This is a genomic window from Empedobacter brevis NBRC 14943 = ATCC 43319 (genome assembly GCF_000382425.1).
Lineage (GTDB): Bacteria > Bacteroidota > Bacteroidia > Flavobacteriales > Weeksellaceae > Empedobacter > Empedobacter brevis.
The window spans coordinates 309,156-326,194 of the sequence record NZ_KB908291.1; the positions used below are offsets into that span (position 1 = coordinate 309,156).

Genomic DNA, 17,039 nt, shown 5'->3' on the forward strand with positions numbered 1-17,039 from the left:
TAAAAGTTATCTATAAAATAAAATTTAACTATATTCCTACAAAAGTAAATGGTTTGGTTGCTGTGAAAAGCTGAGATGTTTCGCCTGCATAAGTTTCATTTTTACTTACACTTAATCTTTTTGTATTTGCACCTTTACTAAAATCTATTTTTTTAAGATCAACCCAAAATGTATTTGGTGTTTTAGTCGTTTCAAAATAGTAAACCAAGTTTTTATGATCTGAAACAGATCTCCATCTTGTAGACGAAATATTAGGTTCTGTTTCTGACGAGATACCTAATGGAACAGATACATTTCGAATGACACTAAATGTACTTGCAATAGAAATTCGTGTATCTGTCGTTTGCGGAATAGCATTAATATAATATGAAGCTCTTACATAGCGGTCTGCGGCTCTATTTGTTCCTGGCAGCATAATTGTTCCCGGAATTCCTTTCCAATATTGATTTATAGCTAATTGCTCCTCAAATAGGGGAGAATTTGTCATTACGGTATATGAAGGGTCGTGATGAATGTTTAATTTACCATTGACGTATTCGAAGATAGCGTTATCACCTTTAGAATCAGAAATTGAAAGATGCAAAGTTGTAAATTTTTGAGTTCCCGGAATATAATCGGAAACAATTACAAATTTCTCTTTTCTCAAATCATCAACAGCTTCTTTTACAGTTGCATAATTATCTAAAACATATTGTGCCCAAGCTGCAATTGTTACACCAGGTTTTGCTCCTTTAGGATCAAATTTTGGGTATTGACTTTCTACTAACCACAAAACATTTGCGACTAATCCTTTTTCGTTTATTCCATCTGTTGTCGCAATATCCCATGCGCTTGTAATGACACTTCCGTACTTTGAAGTCCATTTAACGGAATTATCTCCCACATTTCCTGTACGATCCAAACCTCTTGGAAATACCCAAATATTCGCATCTATTTCGTCTTTCCAATCCATAGAACGAGCGGTTATGACTGTATTGTCCGGACCTTTGTAGACAACTCTTGTACAAGCATCAAGTTTCGGAGACAATAAAAAAAGTAGGTTGGTAGAGAATAATGTTAAAGTCAATTTACTTAAAAAAATCTTTTTCATTATTACGGGATTATTTGTTTGCATAAATTTAAGTATTATAATTGTTTTGTAACATACTATTTTAGCAATATTCATTTTTTTGTAATCCAATAAAAATAATAAAAAGACTATTGCTCATTAACCGCTCTATTTTAAAATCGTTTGCTTATGGTTAATTCAACTCAATGAAAAGATGATAAAAATGGATTTTGCTTGATTTTCATAAAATAAAAAAACGCTCCCAATTTGGGAGCGTTTTAGAAATATATTTGTGAGAAGATTACTTTTGATTGACTACTTCAGAAATAGGTTCTCCTATGTTTCCGTTTGGTTCTTCAATATGCAACAAAGCAGCTAAAGTAGGAGCGATGTCTGTCATGAAAACACGGTTATTGTTTTTTCCATGTTTAATTCCCCATCCCATTAAAACAAATGGAATATGCGCATCATAAGATCCCCATGTTCCGTGTGTTGTTCCGCCAGAATTTTGTTTTCCTCCATACCACTGAGGTTCCAAAATATATGTTATTGCACCACTGCGTTTGCGATTAAAACCATTAATCATGCGTTCTTTGATAGTTGCAGGAATAGAAGCTTCTCCTATTTTGTCCATATCAGCGACAAAAGAAACACCATCTGTTTTTTGCATAAACTTAACAACTTCTTCTTTGATATTCTCTTCATCTAATTTATTTTGTTCGATAATTTGATAATTCAAATGAACTTGATAGTTTGATAATGAACGGACAATATCGGCTGATTTAAATTTTTCCTGCAGTTTAGAATTCAATGCTTTTTTTACTTCTCCTGTAGGAAAATACCCGGCATTTCCTTTTTTATCTTGAAAATATTTAGGATTGTGAGCGCCTCCATGATCCGCAGTTAAAAAAACTAAATATTGCCCTTTTCCAACTTTTTGATCCAGATGATTAAATAATTCTTCTAAATCTTTATCTAAACGTAAATAAGTATCCTCTGTCTCGATAGTGTTTGGTGAAAATTGGTGCCCGACATAATCTGTAGAAGAAAAACTGACAGCTAGAAAATCTGTAATTCCTTTCTCATTTTGACCTAATTTTTCCTGATCAATAATTTCTATTGCGATATCTTTTGTCAAAGAATTTCCGAAAGGAGTAGAGCGAATTAAACCTAAACCATTCGTTTTCTTTAATGCTTTCAAATCATAAGGAAATTGCATTTTATCCAATCCTTTATAATTTTCGCGGTAGGAATTTCCGTCTTTTTCACTTTGTACATAGGTATCAATTGGATAAAGTGTATTCCATTTATCTAAATATTTTTCAGCAACTTTTTTATCATTGAATTTTTGTAACCATTTTGGCAATTCATTCATATAAAAAGTACTTGAAATCCAATTTCCGGATTCTCCGTCAAACCAAAAAGCAGCATCAGCAAAATGACCAGCAGGTAAGATTCCTCCACGATCTTTTAAAGAAACACCAAAAACCTTTGAGCGGAAATTAGTTGCTAATTTTAATTGGTCTGTTACGGTAGATGTCAATAAATTTTTTGGTGACATTTTTCCGGCTTTAGAAGTTGTTCCTACACCATTTACAGCGTCGTCTTGTGTACAATACATTTCTTGGCCAGTTGCTTGAATGATAAAATCATTTCCCGCGATTCCATGAACAGCAGGAACAGAACCTGTATATATAGTACTGTGGCCTATTGCTGTATAAGTAGGAATATATGGAATATATGTATTTTCGTTACTAAAACCTTCGTTTAACATACGGTTAAAACCTCCCTGAGAATACCGCTCTTGATAACGGTACAAATAATCCCAACGCATTTGATCGACAACAACACCAACTACTAATTTAGGACGATTAACTTCTTGTTGTGCATAAAGCGACAAGCCTGCAAAAAGTCCTAAGACACTTAAAAAAGTCTTATTAAATCTCATGTTTAAAATTTTACAACAACAAATGTAATGATAAATTTTTGGCACAATTTTAAATAATAATTAAAAAAATTAGTAAATTAAACAAAATCATAAAAAATAAAAGTATGAGTGCAAAACCTGTAGAAATAATTGAGATTTTTGATACTTCAATAGATAAAGTTTGGACTGCCTTAACGACAAAATCTGCTTTTGATAAATGGTATTTCGATATTGAAACATTTGTCCCTGAAGTTGGTTTTGATTTCGAATTTTATGGAGGATCATATTTACATCATTGTAAAATTGTAGAAATAGAGCCAACTAAAAAGCTAGTTTACACATGGAAATATCCTGTTTATGAAGGAAATTCTATTGTGACGTTTAGATTAGAGGAATTGACAGATGAAATTGGTCCGCAAACAAAATTGACGTTAATTCATGAAGGAATTGAAACCTTTCCACCGGATGATAAGAATTTCTCTCGTGAGAGTTTTGAAGCCGGTTGGACAGAAATTATTCGGATTAGTTTGAAAAATTATTTGGAAGGAAATTCAGAAGAAGATTCGAAAGTAGAGTAAATAAAAAAAGGAACTTCGTCAAGTTCCTTTTATTTTTTCTATAATAACATATTATTTTTTGAATAATACTGTGATTCCTTCCTGATTTGGTAAAATCGGACGAGGATCTTCTGCTGTTATTATTCCTGCTTTTTCTTTTCTTAAATTCGCAACCCAAAATGGAATCCAAGAGATAGCCATCGTTGCAAAGAAGATGATACCCCAGAATCCGCATAAAGCGATTGTTAAGAATAATAAGAAACCTAAAAATTGAATCATGATTTTATTTTTATGTGATACAAACTTACTAAATAAAAATTATAGAAATACTAACATTAATCACTTTTCTTTCATGAAACGATTTCTTAAATTTGTGAGATAAGTTAACAATTATAAATAACAAAATACAAAATGGAATACAGAATTGAGAAAGACACCATGGGGGAAGTAAAAGTTCCTGCTGACAAGTATTGGGGTGCTCAAACAGAACGTTCTCGTAACAACTTTAAAATTGGCCCTGCTGCTTCTATGCCTCATGAGATTATAGAAGGGTTTGCTTATCTTAAAAAAGCTGCAGCATACGCAAATGCAGAATTAGGTGTTTTACCGGTTGAGAAAAGAGATGCTATTGCTGCTGTATGTGATGAAATCTTAGCTGGAAAATTAGATGATCAATTTCCATTAGTGATTTGGCAAACTGGTTCAGGAACACAATCTAATATGAATGTGAATGAAGTTGTTGCTAACCGTGCTCAAGTGTTAGCCGGATTTAAAATTGGAGAAGGTGAACCGGTACTTAAAGCAAACGATGACGTAAATAAATCTCAATCTTCTAATGATACTTTTCCAACAGGTATGCACATTGCAGCATACAAAGCTGTTGTTGAGGTTACAATTCCGGGTGTTGAACAATTGCGTGATACTTTAGCTAAAAAGGCAGAAGAGTTTAAAAATGTAGTAAAAATCGGCCGTACTCATTTAATGGATGCAACTCCATTAACTTTAGGACAAGAAATTTCCGGATATGTTGCTCAATTAAATTATGGTTTAAAAGCCTTAAGAAATACATTAGCTCATTTATCAGAAGTCGCTTTAGGGGGAACTGCTGTAGGAACAGGTTTAAATACTCCTGATGGCTATGATGTCGTTGTTGCGAAATATATTGCTGAATTTACAGGTCACCCATTTGTAACAGCTGAGAATAAGTTTGAAGCTTTAGCTGCTCACGATGCTATTGTAGAAACTCACGGTGCATTAAAACAATTGGCTGTTTCTTTAAACAAAATTGCAAATGATATTCGTATGTTAGCTTCTGGTCCTCGTTCAGGTATTGGAGAAATCCACATACCAGAGAATGAACCAGGTTCTTCTATCATGCCAGGAAAAGTAAATCCTACACAATGTGAGGCTTTAACAATGGTTGCTGCTCAAGTTATGGGGAACGATGTTGCAATTACAATTGGTGGTACTCAAGGACATTATGAATTGAATGTTTTCAAACCGGTTATGGCTGCTAACTTCTTACAATCTGCAAGATTAATAGGAGATGCTTGTGTTTCTTTCGACGAGCATTGTGCACAAGGTATCGAGCCAAACTATACGCGTATCAAAGAATTGGTTGACAACTCATTGATGTTGGTAACAGCTCTTAATACAAAGATTGGTTATTATAAAGCTGCTGAGATTGCTCAAACAGCACACAAAAATAACTCGACGTTAAAGGAAACTGCAATTTCATTAGGATATGTAACTGCTGAAGAATTTGATGAATGGGTAAAACCGGAAGAAATGGTAGGTTCTTTAAAATAAGAATTCTTTTATATAATGAATTAAAAGAGGTTGCTTTAGCAATCTCTTTTTTTGTTTTTTTATAGATTACATTTAAAATAATTAAGAAAAAATTCCTTTATTAGGTGGAAAAAATGTAACTTTAGTAAAAGTTTAAAATTATGGCAACAATAAAACTAAAAAATTACAAGCAAATAATTGATGAAATTCCTGAAGTAAACGATTTTACAAACGTTTATTTCTATGTCAATCGCTATAATATTGACCAAAAATACATCAAGTATTTGGATGATTTATCTGGTTTGAAAGATGAAATTATTTCAAATTGGCTAAATATCACCACGCGTACATACCGAAATTATAAAACAAAAGATGTTTCGTTAAAAGACAATACAAAAGAACATATCGTTTTATTACTTTCATTGTATAAGCATGGAATAGAGGTTTTTGAGACGAAAGAAGAATTCGAAAAGTGGCTAACTGCTCCAAATATTTTATTGGATAAAAAAGCACCAATGGATTTTTTAGATACTGTTTCCGGTCTAAAATTCATTGACAATCGTTTAACGGCTATGGAATACGGAGAAAACGTCTAAGAATGTTTGTCTACAATATTCGTAAAGCTAAATATGCAAAATCATTACAAGCTTCTGGAGTTGCCAACAGATGGAATAAAAATGATGAATTTGTTATATATACAGGTAGTTCGAGAGCGTTATCAACATTAGAATTAGTGGTGCATAGAAGCGCAATTCGTATCGATAATTCATATAAATTATTAGTTATTGAAATAGACTGTAAAGAAGATGAGGTTTTTGAAGTTAAAAAAAACAAATTACCTAAAAACTGGCAGTCGGTAGAAGCTTATCCAAGATTACAGGAAATAGGCTCTGACTGGTACCAAGAGTTGAAGTATTTGGTGATGAAAGTACCCTCATCAATTATTCCAAAAGAGTTTAATTATTTAATTAATACCAAACACCCGGACTTTACAACAAAAGTAAAAATTAAAGAAGTTGAAGTTTATCAGTGGGATGACAGATTATTATAAAGCCAAAAAATCGACTAAACATTAGTCGATTTTTTGGCTTTATCTATAAAAATTAAATCTTTTTATACTTCAATAATAAACTATTGGTTACAACACTCACGCTGCTCAAAGCCATTGCTGCTCCTGCAACCATAGGATCTAATAAAAATCCGTTGATAGGGTAAAGGGCACCTGCGGCAATCGGAATTCCAATTATATTGTAGATAAATGCCCAAAATAAATTTTGATGAATTGTTTTCACAGTTTGAATGGAAAGATTAATCGCATGATCAATTTTTGTTAAATCTCCTCCGATCAAAGTTACTTCTGCCACATCAATTGCAATATCAGAACCATTTCCCATTGCAATTGAAACATCAGCTTGCGCCAGAGCTGCACTGTCATTAATACCATCACCAACCATCGCAACAATTTTACCTTTTTGTTGCAAATCTTTGATGATATTCATTTTGTCATTCGGCAAAGCATTGGCAACGACTTGATCAATTCCTACTTGTTTAGCTATGGCATTGGCAGAGAATTCATTGTCGCCTGTAACCATCCAAACCTCAATTCCTTTTTCATGAAACGCTTTAATCGCTTCAACAGAAGTCGCTTTTATTTCGTCAGAAATACCAATTAACCCTAAGACTTTTTCATCATTACCAAAGAAAGACGTTGTATAATTTTTGTTTGAAAAATCTTGAATAGCTCGATTGACATCTTCATCAATTTGAAGGTTCAATTCATTGATCCAAGTTGTTTTTCCAACATAATAAGATTTATTTAATAGATTAGATTTCAGACCTTTTCCAGAAACATCTTCAACTTTTAATTCAGGTAAAATGTCTTGTTTTCCAATATGTTCTGTAATTGCTTTTGCCAATGGGTGTTGTGAATTACTTTCGATGGTATAAAGGATGTTTTTTACTGAATCATCAAACCAAATTAGTTCCTGAACTTTAGGTTTTCCCTCAGTAATCGTCCCTGTTTTATCCAGAATAATTGTATCAATTTTCTTTGCTAATTCCAGACTCTCAGCATTTTTTATTAAAATCCCTTGTTCAGCACCTTTTCCCATTCCAACCATAATTGCAGTTGGTGTAGCTAACCCAAGCGCACAAGGACATGCAATCACTAAAACTGTAATCATTGATAAAAGTGCCATTGTAAATGCATTTTCTTGTCCTAAAATTAACCATGTAACAAATGTTAGAATTGCAATAATAATGACAATAGGAACAAAAATTCCAGCTATTTTATCAACCAGTTGTTGGACAGGAGCTTTACTACCTTGTGCATTTTTTACCGATTGAATAATTTGCGCTAACAGAGTGTCATTTCCAACTTTTAAAGCTTTGTATTGAAGAGGAGAGTTTTGATTTAATGTACCGGAAAAAACATTTTCATTGATGCTTTTTTCGACTGGAATGGGTTCACCTGTTAATGAACTTTCATCGATAAAAGATTCTCCAGAAACGATAATTCCATCAACAGCAATTTTATCTCCGGGTTTTGCCAAGATCAAATCTCCAATCTGAACATCTTCAATCTTAGTTTCAATTTGATTTCCATCTTTTAAAATCAGAACAGTGTTAGGTTGTAAACCAATTAGTTTTTTGATGGCTTCGGAAGTATTGCCTTTAGCGCGCTCTTCCATCAATTTTCCAATTAAAATGAAAACAATGATTAATCCGGCAGCCTCAAAATAAGGATGAGCATGTAATCCTTTACTGTGCCAATATTGAGGAAACAGAGTATTAAACACACTAAAAATATACGCCACACCAGTACTTAGTGCTACCAAAGTATCCATATTAGCCGATTTGTTTTTCAATTGTTTCCAAGCACCAACGAAAAACTGTTGACCAAAAATGAATAGAATAGGGGTAGAAAGTGCCCACATAATATAATTACCATACGGCATATTCATAAAAAACATTCCGATGATAAAAAGGGGAACACCAAAAATTAAAGACCAAATTACTTTATTCTTTAGAGATTTATATTTTTCTTCATGAAGTTGCTCAATTTCTTTGTCTTGGTTTTTAGACTCATCAATAACCAAATCATAGCCCACTTCTATTAATGCATTTTTCAAATTCTCTGGGGTAGTCAGAGTAGGGATATATTCAATTTTTCCCATTCCATTCCCATAATTTACTTCCGCATTTACGACGCCGGGCTGACGTTTCAAATTGGCCTGTGAACTACTTGCACATGAAGCGCATGTCATATTAAGAACCGGATATGATTTTTCAATAGAATCAATTTTGAAATTATTTTGCTTTAAAATTTCATAGACCTTGCCAATCGCTTTAGGCATTTTTTTTGCCGTAACTGAAACTGTTTTATTTTTTAAATCCACGAAGAAATCATCAATATTTTCAATTTCAGAAATCAATTGATTTAATTTAGCGACTTGTTGTTCAGTCTCTAAATTAAGGACAGGAATATAAAGTGTTTGTGCATTCATAACAGTAATTTTATAAGACAAATTTCAGAAGATTAGGGCAAGAAAGTATTATATAATTTGAGGTTAAAGTTACACCTTTTACTTGACTCATTTTTACCAATGATTACGTTAGAATAATATTAAATCTTTTTACGTCTTTATCTTGTTGATAATATAGATAACCTTTATGTGCTTCGATAATATTTTTAGAAAGTGTCAGGCCGATCCCTGCACCATCTTTTCGAGTTGTATAAAAGGGTAAAAATATTTTCGGCAAAATAGCTTCATCAATTAAATGACCGGAATCCTGAATGATTATCTGCAAGCGATTTTCTGTTTGTTTGCAGAAGATTTCTATTAATTTTGTTTCTACATTTTCTACCGAATAAATGGCATTTTTTATCAGGTTAATCATCACTTGTTCAAATTGAATTCGATCGACATTTACCTTGACATTTGTTGAAATATGATTTTCAAATAGAACTTGTTTTTGATGAAATTCAGGAGAAAAAGATTGTTCAATACTTTGAATAATTTCATTTAGATAATAAGTAGATTTAATCGGAGTTGGTAACATGGTCAATTGTCGGTATTGTTCTACAAATGTTTGCAAGTGCTGACTTCGATTCATAATTGTCTCTAAACTCAATCGGATATCATCATAATCGCTTTTATCCAAATTCTCATTTTCGAAATACATTTTTGTTGTATTTGCAAGCGAATGAATAGGCGTTAACGAATTAATAATTTCGTGTGCGATAACCTTCATCACATTCATCCAAGCTTCTTTTTCAGTAGAATCTATCACACGTTGTATAGAATCTAAAAAGATAATATCATACTCATCATTTGTGATTTGAGCTTTTGTATTCTGAATTAAATAGGTTTGTCGTTCTTCTCCGTCAATTTGAATATCAATTGTTGTTTTTATATCCTCAAATTCTTTCTCTTCTAACGTTTCACAAAATTGCGGAATAAATTTTTTTAAATAATTCCAGGAGCTTGATTTTGGAACACCAAAGATTTCTTGAAAATAGGCGTTCATAAATAAAATTTTTCGATCATCTGCTTCTCTTTTTAAAATTAGAAAACCGGATGAAACAGCATTTAACAGGTGATGATATAAAATTTCTTTTGATGAATTTAATGTGTGTTCCTCTTTTATTTTGTAATATAATTTAAGCGTCGAATTGTCTTTTTTAAATTGATTTTTTGAAATATTTAAGCTAAAGTCATTGTGTAATAAAGCATTTATAATTTTGTGATTTTTAGTGAGATAATTTTTAATAAATTGAATAATCTCAAAAAGAGAACCCATGCATACAATACATATAAAAGTTACAGAAAACCAATATTGTTTGATGGTAAATAAAGCGAGTAAAAATAAGGAGAATGCTAAAAAAACAATCCTGTATACCAATGAAAAATAGAAACTGTTTTGCTTCATAATTCTTAATTTGAAATGTTATACTTCTCTAATTTTCGATACAGAGCGGCACGGGAAACACCTAAATCTTCGGCTGTTTTACTAATATTTCCATCAAAAAAATGTAGACGTTCTATGATTTTAGTTTTTTCAATTTCATTCAAATTGTGGCTTTTTTCTGTCGTTTTTTTAGGGATAAAATTCTCAAATCCTAGGTTTTCAATAGAAATTTGATTGTTTTCGGTTAGGATAACGGCTCGTTCAATTCTATTTTGAAGCTCTCGGATATTGCCATTCCATTTATAGTGTTCTAATTGATTCACAATTGTTTCATCAATTGTTGGAATCTCCATTTCATACTTTTCGGCATAAACACTCAAAAAATAATGAATGAATGGTTGTATGTCTTCTTTTCTGTCATTTAAATTTGGCATGGTCACCGAAATAGTATTAATACGGTAATACAAATCTTCTCTAAAGCGACCTTGATGGACAGCTTCTTCTAAATTTGTATTCGTTGCGACGATTATTCGAACATTTATTTGGCGGGGTTTAATTTCTCCTAATCGGATAATTTCTTTGTTTTGAATAACTTGCAATAGCTTAGCTTGTAAATGAAGGGGGAGATTTCCAATTTCATCTAGAAAAATTGTTCCATTATTTGCGGCTTCAAAACGACCGACGGTATCTTCTTTAGCATCTGTAAATGCTCCTTTTTTATAACCAAATAATTCACTTTCAAATAGGTTTTCATTTAAAGAGCCTAAATCTACATGAACAAAATTTGCTGTATTTCGATTTGAATTTTGATGAATAGATTTTGCCAAAATAGATTTTCCGGTTCCATTTTCACCTAAAATTAAAATGGTCGCATCAGTCTTTGCAATACGATTGGTTACTTTATATACTTTTTCAATGGCAGGAGAATTCCCTAAAAATAATGGTCTTTCCTTTGTCTCAGAAGTTTGTATTGCTTTTCTGTGTTGTTTGATGGCTTCTTTTATCAGTTCAACCAGCTTTTCGTTATCCCACGGTTTTAATAAATAGTCTACTGCACCCAATTTCAATCCTTCTACAGCAGTTTCTATACTTCCATATGAAGTCATCAAAATCACTTTCGTTTTGGGTTGTAAATGTTGAATTTCTTTTAACCAGAAAATACCTTCTTTTCCGTCTTCATAACCTGTTCTAAAATTCATGTCCATAAGCACCACATCAATTTTATTTTCTACTAGAATTTGAGGAATTTTTTTTGGATCAGAACTGGTAATAATTGTTTCAAATTGACGTTTCAAAAGCAATTTACTTGCGATTAAAATTTCTTCTTGATCGTCTAATATTAAAATTGTCGCTTGCGTCTTCTTCATATTTTGTTTGTTCATGTGTTCAATCCTGAACAATTAAGTGTTCATTATCGGACAATTGATTGTTAAATCTATTTTCTAAGGCAATTCGTTTCAGTCTTTTAGAAAATAATAAATTTCAGGCACGTTTATTACGTATTGATAATTAGTGAAATACAATAAAACACCTCGCTGTTTTGGTAAATTTAAGAAATAATGGATACGAAAATCAAGCATAAAAATAAAAAATATAAACGCTTCGGATTATTGGTTGCAACGGTCGTCGTTCTCGGCGCGTCGAGTATTTATCTGATGAAACGACCTCGGACGTTAACCGTTAATATAAATGAATTGAGGATTAAAAATGTTTCGGAAGAAAATTTCGAAGATTTTGTGATTTTTCAGGCGCAAATAGAACCTATTAATTCAATCTTAATTAATGTGATTGAAGGTGGGTCTGTTCAGGAAATCTTTGTTGAGAATGGTGAAATGGTCACAAAAGGTTTACCTATCGCACGTTTATATAATCCAAATACAGAATTGAATTATTTGACACAGGAAACTGCTATTATTGAACAAATGAATCAATTGAATGTATCGAAATTATCCATTCGAAATCAAGAATTGGATTTATCGAAAGATTTTGTCGCAATTGAGCACGATTACAATCAATCGAAGCTAGATTTTGAATTGAATAAAAAATTATATGATCGAGAGGTTCTGGCAAAGAATGAATGGGAAAACACACAAGAAAAAATACGTTACCAGCAGGAAAGAAAAGCGATTATTCAGAAAAGTCTGATAAAAGAGCGTGAATCAAATACTATACAATTAAAGCAAATCAATGAAGCATTGGGGATTATGCAAAAAAGCCTGAAAACGCTTCGTCAAAATAAAAAGAATTTTTTGGTTTTAGCTCCTGAAACTGGTCGTTTAAGTTCTTTTGAAGCAAATTTAGGTCAATCATTAGAAGCCGGGAAAAGTATTGGTAAAGTAGATATTTTGAGTGGTTATAAACTGGTTGCAATGGTAGATGAATATTATTTGGATCGAATTCAGGAAAATCAATACGGACAGATAGAGATGAAAGGAAAAACCATTAAGGTTAAAGTCACTAAAATATCTCCGGAAATTAAGAATGGAAAATTTAAAGCGGAATTGGAATTTATTGACCAACTTCCTGAAAATTTGCAAGAAGGTTTATCCGTTGGTGTAAAACTGATATTATCGGAGAAAGAAAAGAAACTGGTTGTTCCGAAAGGTTCTTTTTATGCCACAACACAAGGGAAATGGATTTTTGTTGTGAAAAATGATAAAGCTATAAGACGAAAGATTGAGTTAGGACGAGAGAATCCAACTGTTTATGAAGTCCTTTCGGGATTAAAAACAAATGAAAAAGTAATTATTTCCAATTACGAAGACTATAAAGAGGTACAAGAATTAACGATAAAAAATAATAACAATGATTAAAATAGAAAATCTATCAAAAATATTTGTCACAGAAGACATTCAAACACGAGCATTAAATGGAATTAATATGAATATTAATTCAGGAGAATTTGTATCGATAATGGGACCATCCGGTTGTGGAAAGTCAACACTCTTAAATATTATTGGTTTACTGGATTCTTTTAATGAAGGAAGCTATGAGATTAATAATCAAGAAATGTCAACTGCCAATGAATCAAAACGTAGCGTCGTCCGTAAAGAAAACATTGGATTTATTTTTCAAAATTTCAATTTAATTGATGAGTTATCAGTTTATGATAACATCGAGTTACCACTAATTTATGCTAAAATAGCTGGGACTGAGCGTAAAAAACGTGTACAGGAAATTGCAGAGAAACTAAATATTGTTCATCGTTTGCAGCATTATCCGCAGCAACTTTCAGGAGGACAACAACAACGTGTCGCTGTTGCACGTGCTTTGGTGATGAATCCTAAAATTATTTTAGCCGATGAACCGACAGGAAATTTGGATAGTACAAATGGAAACGAAGTAATGGAATTGTTGATGGATTTGCATGCGCAGGGTTCTACAATTTTAATGGTGACACATTCTGCTCATGATGCGGCTTATTCTGAGAAAATCATTACGATGAAAGATGGAGAAATTCTTTCTGAGAAAATGAATCAAAAAAATGTAAATGTTTTTGAAAAGACTGAATTGTAAACTTTAAATCTAAAAAAAATCATGAAAAATTATATGTTTCTATTGTTCAGTTTGGTAACCATTTTATTAAACGCTCAAATTACGGAATCGCGAAATGTTTCAACTTTCAATGAAATTATTGGAAAATCAGGTGTTAACATTATTTATTATAATTCCGATTCTCCAAAAGTCATTGTCGAAACAGATAAAAGAGAGAACTTGAACTACATTATCACTGCTATAAAAAATAATACTTTGGAAATAGCTGTTGATACTAAAAATCAACAGGATATAACGATTGCTAAAATTGACATTAAAGTTTATGGCCCGTCGTTGACTAAAGTTTCTATGAGTGCCGGTGCCAGAATTTCTTTTGAAGATAAAATGAAGACTGATCAACTTGAGATTAAGCAAACTTCGGGTGCTCAGGTTGTTTTTAAAGATATAAAAGCAAATGGAATAGAAATTAATTTGTCGTCAGGTGCTCAATTGAACGGAAATTTTTCTTCTACTACTATTTCATCTAAAATGAGTTCAGGTGCTGTTTGGAATTCAAAAATAAATTCGGAATATACAGCGATTAACATTTCAAGCGGAGCAAAAGCTACCTTAAAAGGAGAAACGGAACAATTGGCAATAAAAGCGACAAGCGGTTCTCATTCAGATTTAAAAAACGTGAAAACAACAGAAGCAAACTTAGTGGCAAGTAATGCTTCTTCAATTGCAAGCTGGGTGTCTCAAAAACTTTTAGTAGATGCGAATACAGCGAGCAACGTTACGATAAAAGGGTTACCAACTGATTTGACAGTTCAACGGGATAAGTTGTCGAAGGTTTTGAATGAAAATGGGGACGTTTATTAATTTGAAAAATATCTAAATTATGCTAAAAAATTGGTTCAAAATATATGTACACAACGCCATCAAAAACAAAGGATTTACTTTTTTAACTATTCTTGGTTTAGCAATCGGAATTGCAGGTGTTATTTTCTCAACATTATACTGGAAAAATGAAACCAGTTATAATGAATGGAACTCTAATAAGGACCGTATTTTTGAAACGTTAACTGGATTTCCTGTAGCAGGAGAAGTGTGGCCTACGAGTGTAGAACCATTGCCTCGTTACCTGAAGGAAAAATCGGATAAAATAGAAAGTTTCTGCTGGTTTGAAGGATGGTATGGACAGGAAACTTTTCATATAGGACAAAAGAAGGTTTATGTTGAAGGAATTGTGAGTACAGATCAAAAATTCTTTGATTTTATTCCATTTAAATTCACAAAAGGAAATGTAGCTGATTTTCGAAAAAATCAATATGGTGTTGCAATAGAGGAGAGTGAAGCAATCAAAATCTTTGGCAAAGAAAACCCTGTAGGGAAAATCTTGACAACATATGATGGAAGAAAGATGCCGGTTTATGGTGTTTTTAAAGCAGAAAAATACACAAGCTTTCAACCTAAAATGGTTATTTCTAATATTTATTCACGTTTGGAGGATATTAAGGATAACTGGGGAAATTATGGTTCAGGAGTATTTATAAAGCTTAAAAATCCTGCAGACAAACTAGAAGTAGAGAAGCTGGCTACACAATTATTTTATGAGAATAATACAGTTAAAAATGCGCAACGAGAAGGAGTTTCAGTAGAAGAATTTTCAAAGATATACGAACCTGTTAAAGTACAATTACAGCCTTTAAAAGATTCGAGGTTAAATGCCAAAGTTTCAAGACTTCCGGAAGGAATGGGAAATAAACTGTTTTTACAGATTAACCTGGGATTATCCTATTTGATTTTAATTTTATCCATCATCAATTATATTAACCTTTCCACTGCACAAGCAATTAGAAGAGCGAAAGAAGTAGGAATCAGAAAAGTGGTTGGAGCAACCAAACGAAATATTGTTGTCCAATTTATTGTAGAAACAACCATCACAACTGTTTTGGCATTTTTGGTTGCTTTGGCTTTGGTTGAAGTAGGTTTGCCCGGTTATAATCAGCTGATTGATAAAAACCTGGAAATAGAAATTATCCCGTTTATCCCATATCTTGTTGCGATTTTCATTGTAGTTGTGATGATTGCCGGAATTTTTCCTGCCATTTATGTGTCAAATTTTAAAGAGCTGAACGTTTTAAAAGGGAATTTTTCAAGAAGTAAGAATGGAATTTGGTTACGAAACGCTATGTTGATTTTACAATTTTCAATTGCTACTTTTTTCATTGTAGGTGGAACTATTGTGATACAACAAATGCAATATTTAGGAAATAAAGATTTGGGATTTTCAGGAGATCAGGTGATTAGTATTCCGTTTAGAAGACAGGATTTAGGAGAAAATAAGTTCAATTTTTACAAAAGTTTCCAGCAAGATTTAGCAAAAATTAAAGGCGTACAAGGCATTAATGCAACGGCATTTAAGTTTGGTTCAGGAGGGGCATTATCCAACACAAGTTTTAGAGTAAAAGATAAACAATTGGTAACGGATAATATGGCGATTGACTTTGGCTTTCTAAACATGATGAAAATTGAAGTAAAAGAAGGACGGGATTTAGATACTAAAATCTCATCTGATACAATTTCCAGTGTTCTTATTAATGAAACGGCAAAAAAACATTTTGGGGAAACATTAAAGTTAAATGACGAGTTCGATTGGAATAATCAAAAATTAAAACTGGTTGGAGTAACAAAAGATTTTAATTTGGGAGAGCCACAGGCTAAGATTAGACCAATGATGTTTTTTCATTTTAAAGTTGTACAGTGGATGCCTTCCAATCTTCAAAATATCCTGATTAAAGTAGACACGGAGCATACAAAAGAAACAATAGATAACATTGAAACGTTTTGGAAAGCAAAAGTTGATAATGATTACCCGTTTGAATATGAATTTGTTGACAAGCAATTTGCCCGTTCGTATGAGAATTATACCAAACAAGAAAAAATGTTTAAGATTCTGAATGCAATTGTCATTACAATTGCTCTGTTTGGATTGTTTGCACTTTCATCTTATACCATCGAGCGTAAATACAAAGAAATTGCGATTCGCAAAGTGTTGGGAGCTGAAACATCTTCTTTACTTAAAATCTTATCGAAACAATATGTTTATTTTGCAATTATCGGGTTTGTACTCGCTGTGGTTCCGAGTTATTTTTTCGTACAAAAATGGTTGGAAAACTTTGTTTATCGGATTGATATCTCGATCTGGGTTTACATTTTCGCCTTTGTATTACTACTTTGCTTAACGCTGATTGTTGTTTTGTTAAAAGCATATGCTGCTACACGGATTAACATTCTGAATTATTTAAAATACGAGTAAATTTTTTTCAAA

14 protein-coding genes are annotated in these 17,039 nt (G+C 32.3%); 8 read left to right on the top strand and 6 right to left on the bottom strand.

The genetic code is table 11. The annotated features are described in order from the left end of the window. Positions 1 to 28: 28 nt before the first annotated feature. Both H277_RS0101525 and pafA read right to left on the bottom strand, forming a co-directional pair. The gene (locus H277_RS0101525) at positions 29 to 1,090 is read right to left on the bottom strand and encodes a linear amide C-N hydrolase (RefSeq protein ID WP_019973802.1); all 1,062 of its coding nucleotides are present in this window, start codon (positions 1,088 to 1,090) and stop codon (positions 29 to 31) included. 259 nt (positions 1,091 to 1,349) lie between these two features. Further along, entirely contained in the window at positions 1,350 to 2,996 is a 1,647-nt protein-coding gene (gene pafA / locus H277_RS0101530; protein ID WP_019973803.1) for an alkaline phosphatase PafA, read from the bottom strand. A gap of 104 nt (positions 2,997 to 3,100) precedes the next feature. Here pafA and H277_RS0101535 point away from each other — a divergent pair, with 104 nt between their 5' ends. Further along, positions 3,101 to 3,553 carry an SRPBCC family protein gene (locus H277_RS0101535; RefSeq protein ID WP_019973804.1) on the top strand — a complete coding sequence of 151 codons (453 nt, stop codon included), beginning with the start codon at positions 3,101 to 3,103 and terminating at the stop codon, positions 3,551 to 3,553. A gap of 51 nt (positions 3,554 to 3,604) precedes the next feature. Here H277_RS0101535 and H277_RS0101540 read toward each other — a convergent pair whose 3' ends face one another. After that, positions 3,605 to 3,811 (bottom strand): hypothetical protein, encoded by a 207-nt coding sequence (locus H277_RS0101540; RefSeq protein ID WP_019973805.1) that lies wholly within the window; start codon positions 3,809 to 3,811, stop codon positions 3,605 to 3,607. A 132-nt stretch (positions 3,812 to 3,943) separates the two neighbouring features. Between H277_RS0101540 and fumC the strand changes: the two genes are divergently transcribed. From fumC to H277_RS0101555, 3 genes are all read left to right on the top strand, one after another. Further along, positions 3,944 to 5,341, top strand: coding sequence for a class II fumarate hydratase (gene fumC, locus H277_RS0101545; protein WP_019973806.1), 1,398 nt, complete (start codon positions 3,944 to 3,946; stop codon positions 5,339 to 5,341). A 140-nt stretch (positions 5,342 to 5,481) separates the two neighbouring features. After that, complete coding sequence (locus H277_RS0101550) at positions 5,482 to 5,916, top strand: antitoxin Xre/MbcA/ParS toxin-binding domain-containing protein (protein ID WP_019973807.1); 435 nt, start codon at positions 5,482 to 5,484, stop codon at positions 5,914 to 5,916. A 2-nt stretch (positions 5,917 to 5,918) separates the two neighbouring features. Further along, complete coding sequence (locus tag H277_RS0101555; RefSeq protein ID WP_019973808.1) at positions 5,919 to 6,371, top strand: RES family NAD+ phosphorylase; 453 nt, start codon at positions 5,919 to 5,921, stop codon at positions 6,369 to 6,371. A gap of 52 nt (positions 6,372 to 6,423) precedes the next feature. On the opposite strand, the gene H277_RS0101560 is transcribed toward H277_RS0101555, so the two are convergent. The 3 genes from H277_RS0101560 to H277_RS0101570 all read right to left on the bottom strand — a co-directional run bounded on the left by H277_RS0101560 (position 6,424) and on the right by H277_RS0101570 (position 11,598). Continuing rightward, positions 6,424 to 8,826: a heavy metal translocating P-type ATPase gene (locus H277_RS0101560; RefSeq protein ID WP_019973809.1), complete on the bottom strand. Its 2,403-nt coding sequence runs from the start codon at positions 8,824 to 8,826 to the stop codon at positions 6,424 to 6,426. Positions 8,827 to 8,929: 103 nt separating this feature from the next. Then, the gene (locus tag H277_RS0101565; protein WP_026357341.1) at positions 8,930 to 10,252 is read right to left on the bottom strand and encodes a sensor histidine kinase; all 1,323 of its coding nucleotides are present in this window, start codon (positions 10,250 to 10,252) and stop codon (positions 8,930 to 8,932) included. Between the two features lie 5 nt (positions 10,253 to 10,257). Beyond that, positions 10,258 to 11,598: a sigma-54-dependent transcriptional regulator gene (locus H277_RS0101570; RefSeq protein ID WP_026357342.1), complete on the bottom strand. Its 1,341-nt coding sequence runs from the start codon at positions 11,596 to 11,598 to the stop codon at positions 10,258 to 10,260. A gap of 192 nt (positions 11,599 to 11,790) precedes the next feature. Here H277_RS0101570 and H277_RS0101575 point away from each other — a divergent pair, with 192 nt between their 5' ends. Genes H277_RS0101575 through H277_RS0101590 form a run of 4 tightly spaced genes read left to right on the top strand, consistent with a single transcriptional unit; the run spans position 11,791 to position 17,027 of the window. Further along, positions 11,791 to 13,044 carry an efflux RND transporter periplasmic adaptor subunit gene (locus H277_RS0101575; protein ID WP_019973813.1) on the top strand — a complete coding sequence of 418 codons (1,254 nt, stop codon included), beginning with the start codon at positions 11,791 to 11,793 and terminating at the stop codon, positions 13,042 to 13,044. Then, a complete protein-coding gene (locus tag H277_RS0101580; protein ID WP_019973814.1) occupies positions 13,037 to 13,747 on the top strand; it encodes an ABC transporter ATP-binding protein in 711 nt (236 codons plus the stop codon). Before H277_RS0101575 ends, H277_RS0101580 begins: the two co-directional genes overlap by 8 nt. Before the next feature lie 21 nt (positions 13,748 to 13,768). After that, entirely contained in the window at positions 13,769 to 14,587 is an 819-nt protein-coding gene (locus tag H277_RS0101585; protein ID WP_019973815.1) for a GIN domain-containing protein, read from the top strand. A 19-nt stretch (positions 14,588 to 14,606) separates the two neighbouring features. Beyond that, positions 14,607 to 17,027, top strand: coding sequence for an ABC transporter permease (locus H277_RS0101590; protein WP_019973816.1), 2,421 nt, complete (start codon positions 14,607 to 14,609; stop codon positions 17,025 to 17,027). The last annotated feature ends 12 nt before the right edge of the window (positions 17,028 to 17,039 follow it).